The organism is Pseudoalteromonas sp. NBT06-2, assembly GCF_002276045.1.
Lineage (GTDB): Bacteria > Pseudomonadota > Gammaproteobacteria > Enterobacterales > Alteromonadaceae > Pseudoalteromonas.
In genome coordinates, this window is the sequence record NZ_NQMR01000082.1 from 24,975 (window position 1) to 41,376 (window position 16,402).

The following is a 16,402-nucleotide window of genomic DNA, read 5'->3' on the forward strand; positions in this document are numbered from 1 at the left end:
TAAAATGAGTGTGACATTTTATCCTCACTATATTATGCCCAAACTCTGATACCAATAATGCCAAAATATAATAGATAGCTAAAGGCGACAAAGTGTACTGTTGAGCAAATAACATGGTACCCATATACAGCTTTATTAAGTGATACAGGATCTGTTTTGAATGCAGTAAAAACAGCTAATAATGTAAAAATGGCATAACAAATAGTTGCAAGCATTAACGCTATAGAGAATATTGTGATATTTCCTAAGTTTAGAACGGGATTTTTCATTCCTAGTATTAGAACTGTGATCATCACTAATGCTGAAAACGATGCCAATAGCGGGTAAGTTCTTAACTTTTTATGAACTTCAGAAAGCTTTTTTCCTCGTATTTTATTAATTCCACTTATTAATAAAATAACAATAAATGAGATGATGCTGATCAACCAAAACAAAGCAATAATTAGTTGGCTATAAACTGCAAAAGCAGAGGTTTGTTTAAGCACTTTATCTCCGTAATGTATCACTTGTCCGTCAATAGGATCATTACCTGCTGCCAAGGTAACTAGTCCATTGTCGATAGATTTAAATGAAGTTTCAGAGGCAGGTAAAAACTTTTTAGGTTTAGAATTAAATATCAAACCACTAAATAATAATTCTTGCTCTGTAGCCGTTACTTTATAAACAGCAATTAATCTATTGAAAAAATGTGCTAATTCAAATCTAGGGTTTACAGTGTAGTAGTAACCGCTAAGTTGTTTTGATATTTCATTCGGGTTTATTTCTGAAAAAGCCTCAGGTTTATTTAACTCCTGAGTTTGAAAATGGATAATCTGTTCTCGAATTTGTTTTAATTTACTTGGATTTCCACTATTAGTTAAAATTACAAATCCAGCATTGCCACTAGGTAAGTATCTAAGGTCAGCTAAAGAACCATTAACAGCGCCGTCATGTCCGTGATATAAGAAATTATTTAATAAAATGGGGATGTTGTTTAACCCGTATGCATTAGCAATTTCATGAATATTAGTTGATTTGCTACTTTGCATACGTTTAATAGATTCAGGACTTAATATTGGCTTGCCATTATTAAGTAGCATTTTTGTAAACTTAGCCATATCCTCTATCGTTGAATTTATCGCACCTACAGGGCGGTATATAAGGTGTTTATAAGCTTGTGCTTTTTGGTGCATATAAGAAGTTGCACCAAACTGCTTAACTTGTTCATTATATAAATAAGTTGAATTTTGCATTTTAAGCGGATTGAAAATTGTTTCGTGAATATAAGATTCAAAGTTTTGTTCTGTGATTTTTTCAATTATATAAGCTGCTACAGCTCCGCCTGAGTTTGAATATGCTGATCGCGTTCCTGCAGGCCAACGAGATGTGCGAGATTCTGGATAATAATTTAAACTCTCAATTAAAGTTTGTTCAGGGTTATTTTGCTTTGCATATTCAGTTAAAGCGATCTCATCCCAGCCAGTAGTATGTTCAAGTAAATGAACCACTCTAATAGGATGTGTTTCATGCCAAGGGTTAAAATATTTAACTTCTGGAACTAAGGTTTTAATTTCATCATCGAGATGTAACCTGCCTTGTTCTATCAATTTTAATATCGCAATAGAGGTGAACATTTTAGATACTGAGCCTATACGGTATAAGGTATCTTTATCAGCTCTTTTTTGCGAGTCTAAATCAGCAAACCCGAGTACTTTAATTTCTTCAATACTCTCTTTTTTGACTAATGCGTAAGCCAAAGAAGGAAGTTTACTTTTCTCCATAATTTTTGAAATATTGTTATTTAATTGAGTTAATGTTTGTGCTTTTGGTAGCTTGGAATTGGCATTAACAATATTTGAAATGGCTAACAGTAACAAGCAATAGATGATGATTGGTATGGATAAAAGTTTCATAGTACCTCTTAATGAATTTATTATTTTTCAGTGTGAAATTAATGCAAAATTTTAAGTTAATGCTAATTAAATCACTTGAACCTAACTGTCCAAAGTGTTTAATTAGAATTAATTAAAAGGGTGGTTTAAGGCAAATAACTTTTTGTTAACTGTTGTGAACTCTTGCAATAATGTGATGTTCACAAAAAGTCACATGTATTATTAGGATTTATTTTATGGCTGATATGGCGCTGGGTACTCAGGATGTTTTTATTTTTGACGAATTTAAAATTGATTTGTCTAAAGAGCGTATTTATAAAAATAATGAAGAAATAAAACTAGAACCTCAGCTATTTTCTTGTTTGGCCTTATTGATTTTAGAGTCACCTAATGTGGTTAATAGAGAGCAAATTCAAAATGAAGTTTGGGCGGGGCGCCATGTGAGTGATGAGGCTATCAGGGCTGCATTTAAAAAGTTACGAAAAATACTTGGGGATGACGCTAAATCTCCAATATTTATTAAAACTGTGCCACGCCAAGGCTATAAATTTATAGCTTCAGTTGATAGGATTTTAATAACTGATACTTCAAATAAAAATCCTTTAAATAGTAATGTAAAGCTAAAGGCTTTAAAACCTTATTTTATTATTGTGCTAGTTTGTTTATGTATTGGCCTTTTTTATATTTTTAATTTAAACAAAATTTCTGATAAAGATTTATCTAAAACACCAAAGTTTAATGTCAGCAAAATTACAGAACTTGCTGGCTCTGAAACTTATGGTAGTTTTAGTCATAACACTCAAAAAATTTCATTTACGCACCGAAGTAAAAGTGATGCACCACAACAAATTCTTATTAAAAATTTGAAAAATAATCGATTGCAAAAAATAAGTTGGGATGGCGCACATTACTCAGGAGCATATTGGTCAAAACAAGGAAATAAACTGGCGTTTGGACGAAATCAAGATGGTATATCAAACAACATAATTACAAAGTTTAATCAAAAGGGAGATGTGGTTGATGTAGATGTCTTACAACATCCAAATTTGAAAGATAAATATATTGTTGGATGGCATGGAGATAATGCGCTTTATCTAGCACAAGAAGCTTATGTATCAAATAACCGCAGCATTTATATATTCGATTTAACAACACAGGAGTTAACATCAATCACTTCTCCTCAAGTAGGCTCTGGAGACTATTTAGCCTCAGAATCATTTGATGGAAAGTACTTAGCGATCATAAGGCAAGTTGCCAAAGGAGAGTTTTCATTATTAGTGATTGAAACTCACTCAGGTACACTTATCGCTAATCGCATTGTATCTATGTTTGTTAACCGTATTGTTTGGCATCAAGATAGTAATACATTAACTTTAAGTGCGTTCAGTGGTGCGGCCAGTAAGTACAATATTACTAAAAACCAGTTAACACGCTTGCCTCAATTTCCTGCTTATACAAATGATATTTTTGCTGAGTGCGGTAAAAATTGTTATCTAATGCGCCAACATAATGGTAATTATTTAGATATTAAAGAAGAGCCCAATGTTTTATTAGCAAAAAAAGATACAAATTCGATTGATCTGAATACGATACAACAAGCTAATACGCAAAAAGCCCCTTTAATCACGGCAAGTGAAATTATTGCGTTATCAGGTGCACAGGATTTACCTCGTTATAGCCAGTTCGGTTCAGCGCTTTATTTTGCGACTTTAACCGCTGAATCTTTAATGATCCATAAACAAGAGATAGCTGGCAATTTATCTATAAAAGCTTGTTGGCCGAGCAATGTTAAAATATCTAACTTAGAGATTAGCCCAAATGAAAATCACTTTGCAGCAATTGTAAATCAAAGGTTAGTTATTGAATCAGTTAATACAGTTTCAGCATGTGTTACAGGTACACAAATACAACCAAACTATATAACTGATTCATTACAAAAAGTAGCTAACCCATTATGGCATGATGATAGATCTTTATATTTAACGGTTTATGAAAATGGTAAACCGAATATTAAAAAAATCTCTGTCAAAGATAAAAAACAGCATCAAGTTATTAAAGGTTATTTAGCCTTTAGACCATTCTTAGAAGTAAAGGGGTATAACGCAGTTGCAATAGACCAAGATAGGATAGCTTGGTTGATATTTACTGAAGCAGGCAAAGTGTTAAATAAAAAGAAGTTAGAAACAATAGAATCAGCTAATTTACATCGTTGGGCATTAAATGATTTAGGTCTATATTTTACTTCTAGAGAAGATAGAGAATCATTTTTAAATCGCGTTTCTTTTGATCATTTATCTGAGTTAAAAGAAGGTACTCAGAATGATTTATTAAGTGTTTCAATCGGCAATAATAAATTTAGATTAGGATTTGATTTGCATCCCCACAAAAATAAATTGCTATTAGTTGAGTCTTTAAGTGCGCAAAGCGATTTTGTAAAAGTAAGATGGTGAGATCAAATTTGAGTTGTTTATACTCAAGCCACTTCAAGATGCGAGTTTCAGGACTGCTGAGCAATTCATAATCTAGGCGCATCTTTCTACTAGGGTTTTTAACACTTTTATTGATAACAAGGCCAAACTCTAGTAACAAGCAACGTACTTGATTTGAGAGTTGTAGTTTCTGCTTATTAATCAGGCTTCTTATTTTTTCAATAGACTGAAGGCTTTGTTGTTCAAGAGATAAAACTCTAGCGGGTTTTATATTAGCTGCTCGACTTGCGACGGTAATAGCATCATTAGCATCTGTTTTTTGACCTGTTCTAAACGGTTTTACTTGTTTCGATGGTATAGGCACAGGTTGAAGAGCTCAGAATGCAAAGTCGAGATAATATAATAAGAGTCTCGGTTATCTAGGCATTTATAGCAATAAGACTATTGCAGCTTCAAGATTTAGCACAAAATAAAGAATCGGCCAAAGATATTTCCTGTTTGATGATTTTAAGTGAGCTATCATGGAAAATCATTTGGGAAAATATAGAAAAGAAAAAGCCAATACCTTGCCTAAAGCGTTTATAACTCCAACTGAATCTTGCATCTTAAAGTGGTCTGGGTATATACCCATGCTAAATGGAAACACGCGATTTCAGCAAGTCGATAAACCTGAATTTTCAAATAGCACGGGTATAATACCCTCAATACCACCGCAGTCCATAAAGGGCATTAATTAAGTCTTTAATGCTTTTATCATTTAGTACTAAATGTAACTTTCATTTACCTTTAGTACTAAATGATAAAAGCAGGTCTTATCGCGCTGAAAATAAAAATCGAAGTTAAAAACAGATTTTAATTTAATAGGTTAGCGAGTAAACTCAACTTTAATAAATCAAAAACTCACCTTCAAAGTTTTCAGTTTAATAAAATCGTTATGAGTACAGCATATGAGTATTAATCTACGACCACTATTTGAATCCGACAAAAATTATTATGAGGTTATCGATCTTTATAAAAAAGCTTTTCCAGAAGCTCAGTACATACCTACATGGTTTCTTCGATATAAACTAAGAAAAGGTAAGATGGGTTTCAACATACTTTATGCACATGATATTTGGATTGGCCTCATTTATATCACTGAGTATAAAGATATTTTATTTGTACAATTTTTAGCTATAGCGGAATCTTATCGCTCAGCTGGTTATGGTAGTAAGGTTATGGATTTGCTAAAAGGGACTCACTCAGAAAAAAGAATTGTACTAAATATTGAAGAACTTGATCAGCAAGCAAAAAACTACAAGCAGCGAGTCAAGCGTAAAGCTTTTTATGAGAAAAATGGATTTAGTTCATCAGGGTATAGAGTGAAAGAACCTGGTGAACAGCTTGAGATGTTAATATGTGGCGGAAATATTAACAAAGAAGAGATAGAAGCAATGTATGAAAAACTCTTTGGTAGTATTCTAGGTTTCTTATTTAGACCTAAAGTTATAAAAATATGATGCATATGCTTTCAGAACAAGGTTACCCCTCTGGTGGTTCAATCTTGGCGACTGAATTTGAAGGTAATTGAATGCTTTTACGATATTTTACAGGACAACAAGCCAAGTTGAGGATTCATTTTAGGCTCAAATGGTTGGTCAACGTCGGTATCAAATGATGCTTGAAATCGTTTTATTGAGGGTGCTAAACGAGTAAAACAGCAATGTACTAAAGGGTAGCTGGCAGAAGAGTTTAGGGTAAAAAGTATAAAACCTCCATCGTAATATTTGGTTTTCACCGGTAAATAAAATAAAGTGCTCAAAAACAAAAACCCTAATCTCACTGATAATTATTATTATTTGCATTGAAGTTTTTTAGTGATTTATTTATAATAGGTGCTCTTTTAACCATGAAGCATTTATTGTGAAATCTAAACTTTTAATTTTGTTGCCAATTACGTTGTTTTTCTATAACTCTCAAAGTATTGCTGCAGATAAAGATATTGAACACATTGTTGTTTCTGGAACAAAAACAAATAAATTGCTAAGTAACTCACCTGTGTTGGTTGACGTAATTGATGGTGAAACTTTAAAAGCGATATCACAAGGTACACTAGCTAAAGTATTAGATTTTATTCCTGGTGTTGTTGTTAATCGTAGTGTCAAAGACGGTTATAACATTCAAATGCAAGGGTTTGGCAGTAAACATGTATTGATTTTAGTGGATGGTCAGTCACTTATTTCTCCGGCAAACTCTTCAGTTGATCTTGACCATATTAGCGCCTCGGATATCGATCAAATTGAAGTTATTAAAGGTGCAGCTTCAGTTTTACATGGTAGTTCAGCGATGGGCGGTGTTATCAATATTCTTACCAAGAAAAGACAAGGTTCATATGCTTCGGCATTTTATGAAACTGGCAGCTATCTTAATAATAAGCCAGATACAGAAAATGGTGACTCAATATCGCAGTTGTTAAATTTAAAAGCGGGAACGCAGTGGCTAGGTTGGCAACATAATGTAAAGTTACAAATATTAAAAGATACTGGTTTTGATTATGATGAAGAAACAATTAGTCAAAATTCGGCTGAGTTAAAAAAGAAATTTGTTCAGTTAAATAGCCAAAAAGATATTGCAAATATTAGTACGACCTTGAGTTATCAGTATTTTGATGAGTTGAAAACGCGTCCAACTTCAAAAATTCCAGGTCAAGAAGGATACATTTATTACACATCTGATGTTGCACAGCATCAATTAGATTTTAATTTGTTACCAACAGATAACAAATGGAAACTAAATAGTCGTTTAATTCAACATGATGAAACAAGCGGACAGTCAAATAGCTTAAGAGATACGAGTATTCAGTTTGCAGAAGTTGAAGGTTTGAATGTTTGGCAAAGTGGCAATACAACACCAAAAGTTGAAGGTGAATCTGGCAGTGAAACGGTATTTGGAGTTGTTACTAAATTCGATGGTTTAGATCAAATTAAACCTTTAACAAATTCAATAGAAATAAACGGAAAAAACCGACACAGCATAGAATCTTATTTTCAATATAATTGGATTTCACCTAAATACCAAATACTTGCAGGTGTTCGTGGTCAAAATGATTCTGATTTTGGTTTTCATAGTGCACTAAGAATTAGTGGTATGGCAAAGATGGGAGATCTTGAAAACCCAGTTACTTTGAGATTGGGTGTAGGACAAGGCTACCGAGTACCTGATTTGAAAGAGCGTCATTATATTTTTGATCACAGTAACTTAGGATATATGGTATTAGGTGACGAAAACTTAACACCTGAACAAGCGAACTCTATCACAGCGAGTTTAGCTTATGCATCACAGGTTTTATCAGATAATGCTGATTATTCTTTTGAAGTAAGTACACACTTTTCTGATACTAAAGATTTAATTTCTACAGTAACTGATATTGAAGAATCGGCTAAAGAAGGGCTGGATATATCTCGTTATAGCAATATAGAAAGTGCTAAAATTTCCGGTTTTGATATATCAAATGAATTGACATTCAACCAGTGGGTGGCCCAGTTAAATTATAGTTATGTTGATAGTAATGACCAAGATGATAACCGCCTAGGTGGCAGACCGAGACATCAAGTTAAATTTAATTTTGGTTATGATTTTTTACAGTGGGATATTGAATCATTAGTATATTTGGTTTACCAAGCGGATGAAGCGGTATCTTCTAACTATTTAGATGTAGAAAATAACGCATATACCTTAGTCAACGTTACTATTAACCAATTTATCACATCAAAACTTCAATGGACTTTAGCATTAAACAACATATTTGATGAACATAAATCGTCATCAAGCTCTAACCAAAGACATTTTGATGCCCGCCCTACATCTAGCCGTGAACTTAGGCTAGGAATTGAATACAAATTTTAACTCTAATTGAAAATTAACCGAGAAAATATAATGAATAACCTATATAAACTTTCTTTAATTACTTTAGCCTTATCTTTAACTGCTTGTGGTTCTAGTAGTAGTGACAAAAAAGAAGAAAAGCCTGTTGTTGAGCCACCGCCAGTAGTTGTAACTGACACTGTTTATGGTCCTCTTAGTACAGGCACTAGTCAAGTACCTGAATATGCATATTTCGATTTAGATGAAGGTAAAGTAGTTGAATTAACACAAGAAACAGCAAAAACAGATACAATTTGGGATATCGCTTTTAGACGTGGTAGTATTTTCCTAAATCAAAATGAAAATAATTTAGTGTCTGTTAACTTTACAGGAAATAATGCTGACTTTTTAGATACGGATGGTAAAGCTGTTGTAGAAAAATTTGTTAACGCAACACCTGAAAGTGAATTAGAAGATTATGTAGCAGTAACACATGCTTCAATTCCTACAGATGAAGAAAGCTTTAAAATAGATAAAACTGAAAAAATATTAGATGGATTTCATAATTATGACTCTACAACTCATCTAGTGTCAGCTGCATCAGATAACTTTTTTATAATTCAAACTGGAAGTGCATTTGCAAAGTTTAGTGTTGTTGACTTAACTCAAGTTTTTTATGCAATGTCGAGTGTAACATTTAATGTTGCTATGCAAGCTGAAGGTGCAGAAGAGTTTGGTGATAGTAAAACTGTAGCGCTAGACCTTGCTATGTTATGTAGCGATACAGAGACAAGTGCAGTTTATGTTGATTTTGAAACTGGCATGGAAGTATCTGCAGATGCTGCATATCACGTTTCTATCCCATGTAGTGATGCTAATGGTACTTTCGAGCTTAATTTACATGCAGATGCAAAAGCGATAAAAGACTTTGATAATGCTTATCAAGGTGTCGATGCTGCAACAGCACATTACTATGGTTTTCAATCAAACGAGTATAGTACAAAAGCCTTTGATGACAATAAATGGTATGTATATAATTTAGAGCAAGGTCATAAGCTTTGGTCTCAGTACGGTGTTTATATTGTAAAAACACCTACAGCTGATTATAAATTTCAAATAACAAGCTACTACGACGACGAAGGAAACTCTGGTAGCTATACATTCCGTGCAGATAAATTAACTGCAGAATAATAATTATAAATTTATAGGACCATTTATACCCAAACTAACTCAAAATGCAGGATTCAGAATTTCATAGGGACTTAATATCAAGCGCCACTTTGCAGAAATAGGTTATTCCCATTGAATAAGTTGCAACGTAGAGAGTAAGTTCCTATGAAACGCCTATAAGGTTGGTTTAAAAATGAATTATGCTGAGTTATTGATTTTGAAAAGTGGTTACCATTCTCTACTATCAATGCCTTGCCTAAATCGTTTTTAATTCCAACTGAAACTCGCATTTTTAAGCCGTTTGGGTACCTGCCCTATTTTCATGTGAGATAAAAATGAAAAATTACCTGAAACTATTTATGTTTCTGTCGGTTTTGTTTAGTAGCCTAATTCCTACTTATGCGAGTAATAAAATAAATATTTTATTCATAAGCTCAGCGCATAGTAATAAATCTAAAGTTGATTTACTTAAAAAAGTTGCAAATCAACATCCATTATCGTGGGAAATCACGCATAAATCAGCTAGAAGTTTAAAAGAGCTGTCAGAGGCAGAAGCACTTTTTAAACGCAATCAAGTAATCGTTTTTGATGGTGTGTCAGAAAGAGAATCGAAAAAAACATTTGAGCAATACTTACCAGCTGTAAAATCATCAAAAGCTGTGTTTTTTTCTCCAAGCTGGAAAACTGAATCAAATGCAAATAAAGGCATAGATGAGCAACAACAGCAAGCATTAACACATTATTGGCGAAATGGCGGTAGAGCAAATTTAGATAATATGCTCAGCTTTATTTCGCAAAATGCACTTAAACTAGCAAATACAGATAATTTAAATGTAAAAGTGCCAATTATTTTTCCTATCAAAGGGGTTTATCACCCTGAGATGCCAAAACTGATAAAAGAAACTTTGGATGAATATGTTACTTGGAGACCATTAAAAAAAGATAAGCCTACAATTGGTTTATTGTTTAACAGAGACAGTATTGAAATAGAAAAAACAGAATTAATTGATACAACAATAGAAAGATTCGAGAATTTAGGAGTTCAAGTTATACCATTCTATTTTGAATTAGCCCGTGGTGCAAAACATTACGATGAAGCTATTTATCTGAGTGGTGAAGCGTCGCCAGCTGTTGATGTCATTATCAGTTTTAGAAATATTCACTGGGCAAATCAGCGTAAAGTAGAATTTGAAAAGTTTGGTGTGCCTGTACTACAAGCTATGACATATTATTCTGGAGATAAAAAAACTTGGGAAAAAGACACTATAGGTGTTGATCCCAATATGATGGCTTTTACCTTAGTTTTACCAGAAACAGCAGGTGTTACTGATCCTATGATAATCGCAGCAATGGATCGTAAAACGCAAAAATATGAGATTATCGACTACCAACTTGACCATTTAGTTAATAAAGCAATCAATCTTGCTAATTTGAAACACAAAGCCAATAAAGATAAAAAAATTACTGTTTTTGTTTGGGGTGATAAAGATATAGGTGCATCATTTTTAAATGTACCACAAAGTTTAAGTTCAATAAGCAGTACATTAGCGGATAAAGGCTATTCAATAGAAAATCAACAAGATACATTTTTTATAGATAGGGTAAAAGACATTTTAGATCCCTTTTATAAAGATTATCAATTAGAACGTTTATTAAAAGAAGATCTCGCAGAGTTAATGCCGATTGATAGTTACCTAGCTTGGTTTAATACTTTACCAGCAGAGGTGAGAGAACAAATTAATAGTCATTGGGGTAAACCACAAGATAATTTTATGGCGATAAACCGCGATGGTAAAGATTATTTTATATTACCTAGAATTAGAAATGGCAATATGTTGGTTATGCGCCAACCACCGAGATCTGATAAATTAAATGATGAATCAGGTATGCTTCATCAAGGTATTATCCCAATTAATCACTTTTACTTGGCTTCATATTTTTATGCCAGAACTTTTTGGAACAGCGATGCCATAGTGCATTTAGGTACTCATGGTTCACATGAATATCTTGGTGGAAAAGAACGTGGTCTTTCAATGTACGATCAAGGAAACCTTGCTGTATGGGATATTCCGGTGGTTTATCCATTTATTGTTGATGATGTTGGTGAGGCAATGCAAACCAAACGGCGAGGTCGTGCTACGGTTATTTCACATATGACACCGCCATTTGCAGCTGCAGGTCTTCATGGTGATATCTCAGTTTTACATGAGTTAATGCATCAATACAATCAATTAGATCAAGGTGGCGTAAAAACCAAAACAGCGAAACAGATTAAAGAAAAATGTTTTTCTAGTAACTTGTGTAAAGATATCAGTTGGACGGATGAACAAATATCATCAGATTTTGATAGGTTTTATAATGAATTACATACACATATGGAATCACTTGCAACATCAACTCAACCGCTTGGTTTACATACATTTGGTAGTTTAGCTGATATAGAGTTAGTGACATCAACACTTATTCAGATGCTTGGTAATGATTTTATTGCATTGGCGAGTGAGTTTGAACATGAGAATTATCAAATTAGCCATGAAGATAATGATGAAGGTGAGCACAGTCATCATTTTCATTCACAACAAACTAATGTATCAGTTGACCAAGGTAATTCAGTTGTACCACTTTCAGATCAAGCTGGTTATAAAACCGCATTAAATTATATTGTTAAACATGTTTTAACAGAAAGTTCGACTGATCAACCTATTTCGTTTAATAAAATTGATAAAAAACTACAAAAACATATTGAAACTGGACGTCAATATTATGCTGATATGAGTAAAATTCGTGAGCTTAAAAGCATGACCGATTTTTTATCTGGTAAATATATTCCCGTTAAAACAGGCGGCGATCCAATACGTCACCCTGATTCCTTAGCAACTGGCTATAATTTATATGGATTTGATCCATCAAAAGTACCTACTAAAGCGGCTTATGAGCAGGGTATAGAATTGATCGATACTATGATCGCCAATCATTATCAAAAGCATGGAAAATATCCAGATAAAATGGCGTTTTCATTGTGGTCAATTGAAACTATGCGTCACTATGGCGTACTTGAGGCACAAGCCTTATATGCTATGGGTGTAAAACCTAAATGGTCACAAAGCGGTAGAGTGATAGGCATTGAAATTATCCCTTACTCAGAATTAAAACGTCCAAGAATTGATGTTGTGCTATCGGCTACAGGTTTATATCGTGATGCATTTCCAAATGTGATGATGCGTTTAGCTAAAGCGGTAGAGCAGGTTGCAAAACTTAAAGAAGACTCAAACCCAATTTGGAAAAATAGCGTCCGCATTAAAGATGAATTAATTACGCAAGGTGTAGACCAAGAAGACGCAGAATACCTATCTACTGTACGTGTTTTTTCAAACGAATCAGGAGACTATGGCTCAGGTACGGACGAGCTGGCATGGGCGAGTGATAAGTGGGATGAAGATGCCATTATTGCTGATAATTACATGAATAAAATGGGTTATTATTATGGCGCTGATCGCAGTAAGTGGGGCTTGAAAGTAAATAATGAACAGGGAGAAGCTATCAACCTGTACGGTAAACAGCTCTCAGGTACCGATATTGCATTACTTTCACGCTCTTCAAATGTATTTGGCATGTTAAGCTCAGATGATCCATTTGAATACTTTGGTAGTTTAAGTTTAGCAGTCAGAAACTTAGATGGTAAAAGTCCAGATATGGTGATTGCTAACTTGAGAAGTGTGACCAATGCAATCGCGGAAGATGCAGGATTATTTATGGCAAAAGAGCTGAGAACCCGAGTGTTTCATCCTCGGTGGATAGAAGAAATGCAAAAAGAAGGTTACTCTGGTGCTGTTGCTTTAAGCTCTCGTATGGATAACTTTTTTGGTTGGCAAGTGGTTGATCCGAACCTCGTTCGTAATGATCAATGGGATGAATATTTTGATATTTATGTCGATGATAAACTCAACATGGAATTAGATAAGTGGTTTGAGCAAGTAAATCCTGAAGCATTAGCGAGAATGATGGAACGCATGTTAGAAGCGAATCGGAAAAACTATTGGCAAACTTCTCCTGAGCGACTTAAAAAGTTGGTTGAAACTTATTCTGAATTTGCACAAAAATATGAGTTATATATTGATAATGAGAAATTAAAACAACATGTAACAGATCAAGCTAAAAACTTTGGTTTAAATCCGCCTGTATTTGATGTTGCTAAAAATGTAGCAAATCCAGATGCTGGCAAGGCAGCAAATATGGAGCAGGTAACAGGTCAGAAACTGGAAGAGGTTAAACAGCAAGCACTACAAAGTGATGATGACATTTTGTATATTATCTTCGCTCTTTTAGCCATTTTTTCAGCTGGATTTTTTATGGAGATCCGACCTAGAAAACTAATATCAAACTAGTTATTATTTACAATAAAGAACTGGTATTACCAGTCCTTTATTGTAGGGGCTGTTGATCTTTCGATATTACTTTTGCAGCGAATTGTAGGGCATTTATACAAGGTAGAGGCTTTGTCATGTGGTTGTTCCACATAAAAAGGCGATAACGCAGTAAAAATGCCCAACAAACGCTGTCCGAAGGGTTCGGCTAAAAGCATTTTATTCTTTGTTGAGTCGTATTTACTTAGAATGACTATGCTACACACGACTAAAATGCTTTTATCTCGAACAAAATTTAACCCTGAAAGATCAACAGCCCCTAGAGAACCGTTCAGTTTAAAATATAGTCACCAGCGAGAGCTAAAATTTTCGTAGACTAGGAAAATTTTTGTAGGTCTAGTTATTCTCCATCAAGAAAATTTAACGCAGTATACGGAAATTTTAGCCTCACCCGCAGGGAATGGCCAAAAATCACACATGCTACGTTGTATCAGCTCGAAATAGCCCGCTATTCCATTCACTAATACGCCTTGCCTAAAGCATTTCTAATTCCAACTGAATCCTGCATCTTGAAGTGGTTTGGGTATAAACCTAAGTATTGAGATAGTGTTAACCTTTAAAGATATTTAGTTTTACTGAGTACAGATTTTTGCAGGTTAGAGTCATAAACTTCCAATCATAATATTGTCATATTTCTGTCGTTTTATTGTAATTTCTCTGTCATCAACAACTGTTTCTATTAGCCAATTATTTTTACCCTTTCTTTTTTAAACGAGTTATAAATGAAAAAATCAATAATCGCGCTTACTTTAATGTCTTTATTAATTGGCTGCAATCTAGATGGTGACGATGGCAAAGATGGAAACAACATAGACACCCAGTTAAATGTTTCACTTATCGGTCGTGCTCAGCTCAATACTGAGTCCCCTGAGGGAGCAGCAGAAATTGTGGCATATCAAAAATCGTCACAAAAAGTGTATGCGATTAATAGTTCCGGTGATAAAGCGGTAGTTGAAATACTAACAACAAAAAATATTGATGCATCAGTGCTTATAAAAGATAGTGAGGGTGTTGTTAATAATACAAATATGCCAATTTTTCATACTATTGATTTATCTGCTAATACAAATGGTGATGCCAACAGCATTGCTATTTCAGATAGCGATGATTTATTAGCGGTTGCTATGGCTGCAAATACAGGTGAGCTGGGTAAAATTGCCTTTTATGATATATCAAATGATGTTCCCGATTTTATAAAAAATGTTACTGTTGGTTACTTACCTGACATGGTTGCTTTTTCTCCTAATGGAGAAAAAGTGGTTGTTGCTAATGAAGGCGAACCAGTGGGGGATTATTCCGTTGACCCTGAGGGTTCTATTTCAATTATAGATATTGTTTCAGGTACGCCTAAAGATATTGCCACTTCGATTGATTTTAAAACGTTTAACGGCAAACAAGATCAATTAACTGAACAGGGGGTTATATTTTCAAATCCATCAGGTAGAACAATTAAAGGTCAGTTGATTGAAACCACTGTTGCAATGGATTTAGAGCCTGAATATGTTGCAATCTCACAAGATAACTCAAAAGCTTTTATTACGTTACAAGAGAATAATGCTTTAGTTACTTTAAACTTAAATGATAATTCAATATCAATTAAAGGCTTAGGTTTTAAAGATTGGAGTGGTCTAGATTTTGATGCTTCAGATAAAGATGGTGGAATTAACTTTAAACAATATACTGGTTTAAAAGGTATGTACCAACCTGATTCAGTGGCTACCTTTAAGTGGCAAGGCTCTGACTATATTATTACTGCAAACGAAGGAGATGGTCGCAAGTACTTTTTTGATGCCGAAAGTGAAAATGCTTGTTTAGTAGCTGGTGGATTAGACTTTGACGAAGATGATGGCTGCTTAGCATACAGCAATGAAATAAGAGCTGAAGATCTGACATTAGCGGATAATTTTGATCACTTGAATAATGATGATATGGATATTGGTCGGTTAAAAGTATCTTCTGAGTTAGGTGATATAGATAATGATGGTGAGTTTGAGCAGTTATATACTTTTGGCGGCCGCTCTTTCACTATTTGGGATAGTAATGGGCTAGTTGTTTTTGATTCTGGTGATATGATTGATCGCATAACAGCATCTATTCACGGTGAAGCATTTAATAATGATGAAGATGAAAATAAAGGGGATACACGTTCAGATGCAAAAGGCGCAGAACCTGAGGCATTAGCAATTGGTAAAATTGGTGATCGTACATGTGTTTTTGTTGGCTTAGAGCGCATGGCTGGTATTATGATGTTTGATATTACTAATCCATACAATACTAAATTTGTAAACTACTTTATTAATAGAGGTACTACAGAAAAAGCTAATATTACAGGAGATTTAGCGCCTGAGGGTATGAAATTTGTATCTGCTAAAGATAGTCCAACTGGGAAAGCATTGCTGGTCATTGGTAATGAAATATCTGGAACAGTTGCTGTGTGGCAAATATCAGAGAAGTAAACAACGTATTTTATCAAAATATAAGGCATTTTTTTATGCCTTATATTCAGTGTTATCGCAGCTTAAAAGTTTAGATATTAGAGCAGTGCAGGTGCATATTACCGGTCCATCTTCTTTTAAGGGAGTTATACCCATAATACTTTAAAATGCGCGATTTCAGCGAGAATTAAACTCGTATCTTGAAGTGACTTGGGTATATATACCCATCA

Annotated in this window: 9 protein-coding genes; 6 read left to right on the plus strand and 3 right to left on the minus strand. The window is 34.0% G+C overall.

Features of this window, described 5'->3' with window-relative positions:
• Positions 1-32 precede the first annotated feature (32 nt).
• Positions 33-1,892 carry a serine hydrolase domain-containing protein gene (locus tag CJF42_RS16020; protein ID WP_095367656.1) on the minus strand — a complete coding sequence of 620 codons (1,860 nt, stop codon included), beginning with the start codon at positions 1,890-1,892 and terminating at the stop codon, positions 33-35.
• 215 nt (positions 1,893-2,107) lie between these two features.
• On the opposite strand from CJF42_RS16020, the gene CJF42_RS16025 reads away from it, so the two are divergent.
• The gene (locus tag CJF42_RS16025; protein ID WP_095367657.1) at positions 2,108-4,321 is read left to right on the plus strand and encodes a winged helix-turn-helix domain-containing protein; all 2,214 of its coding nucleotides are present in this window, start codon (positions 2,108-2,110) and stop codon (positions 4,319-4,321) included.
• Here CJF42_RS16025 and CJF42_RS26845 read toward each other — a convergent pair.
• A complete protein-coding gene (locus tag CJF42_RS26845; RefSeq protein ID WP_141235574.1) occupies positions 4,227-4,664 on the minus strand; it encodes a transposase in 438 nt (145 codons plus the stop codon). The genes CJF42_RS16025 and CJF42_RS26845 overlap by 95 nt on opposite strands.
• Positions 4,665-5,247: 583 nt before the next feature.
• On the opposite strand from CJF42_RS26845, the gene CJF42_RS16035 reads away from it, so the two are divergent.
• The 4 genes from CJF42_RS16035 (at position 5,248) to CJF42_RS16050 (ending at position 13,698) form a co-directional block, all read left to right on the plus strand.
• On the plus strand, positions 5,248-5,799 hold the full coding sequence (locus CJF42_RS16035) for a GNAT family N-acetyltransferase (protein WP_095367659.1): 552 nt from the start codon (positions 5,248-5,250) through the stop codon (positions 5,797-5,799).
• Between the two features lie 403 nt (positions 5,800-6,202).
• Positions 6,203-8,185 carry a TonB-dependent receptor plug domain-containing protein gene (locus tag CJF42_RS16040; RefSeq protein ID WP_095367660.1) on the plus strand — a complete coding sequence of 661 codons (1,983 nt, stop codon included), beginning with the start codon at positions 6,203-6,205 and terminating at the stop codon, positions 8,183-8,185.
• Positions 8,186-8,215: 30 nt separating this feature from the next.
• Positions 8,216-9,334 (plus strand): HmuY family protein, encoded by a 1,119-nt coding sequence (locus CJF42_RS16045; RefSeq protein WP_095367661.1) that lies wholly within the window; start codon positions 8,216-8,218, stop codon positions 9,332-9,334.
• 314 nt (positions 9,335-9,648) lie between these two features.
• Positions 9,649-13,698 (plus strand): cobaltochelatase subunit CobN, encoded by a 4,050-nt coding sequence (locus CJF42_RS16050; RefSeq protein WP_095367662.1) that lies wholly within the window; start codon positions 9,649-9,651, stop codon positions 13,696-13,698.
• Between the two features lie 26 nt (positions 13,699-13,724).
• Here the strand turns inward: CJF42_RS16050 and CJF42_RS28685 are convergent, their stop codons facing one another.
• On the minus strand, positions 13,725-13,943 hold the full coding sequence (locus tag CJF42_RS28685; RefSeq protein ID WP_095367663.1) for a hypothetical protein: 219 nt from the start codon (positions 13,941-13,943) through the stop codon (positions 13,725-13,727).
• Positions 13,944-14,459: 516 nt separating this feature from the next.
• Here CJF42_RS28685 and CJF42_RS16060 point away from each other — a divergent pair.
• A complete protein-coding gene (locus CJF42_RS16060; protein ID WP_095367664.1) occupies positions 14,460-16,193 on the plus strand; it encodes a choice-of-anchor I family protein in 1,734 nt (577 codons plus the stop codon).
• The last annotated feature ends 209 nt before the right edge of the window (positions 16,194-16,402 follow it).

Bases quoted from the DNA above. Each gene is read 5' to 3' on its own strand.
- CJF42_RS16020 (WP_095367656.1), bottom strand. From the start codon at position 1,892: ATGAAACTTTTATCCATACCAATCATCATCTATTGCTTGTTACTGTTA.
- CJF42_RS16045 (WP_095367661.1), top strand. From the start codon at position 8,216: ATGAATAACCTATATAAACTTTCTTTAATTACTTTAGCCTTATCTTTA.
- CJF42_RS16035 (WP_095367659.1), top strand. From the start codon at position 5,248: ATGAGTATTAATCTACGACCACTATTTGAATCCGACAAAAATTATTAT.
- CJF42_RS16050 (WP_095367662.1), top strand. From the start codon at position 9,649: ATGAAAAATTACCTGAAACTATTTATGTTTCTGTCGGTTTTGTTTAGT.
- CJF42_RS16060 (WP_095367664.1), top strand. From the start codon at position 14,460: ATGAAAAAATCAATAATCGCGCTTACTTTAATGTCTTTATTAATTGGC.
- CJF42_RS16025 (WP_095367657.1), top strand. From the start codon at position 2,108: ATGGCTGATATGGCGCTGGGTACTCAGGATGTTTTTATTTTTGACGAA.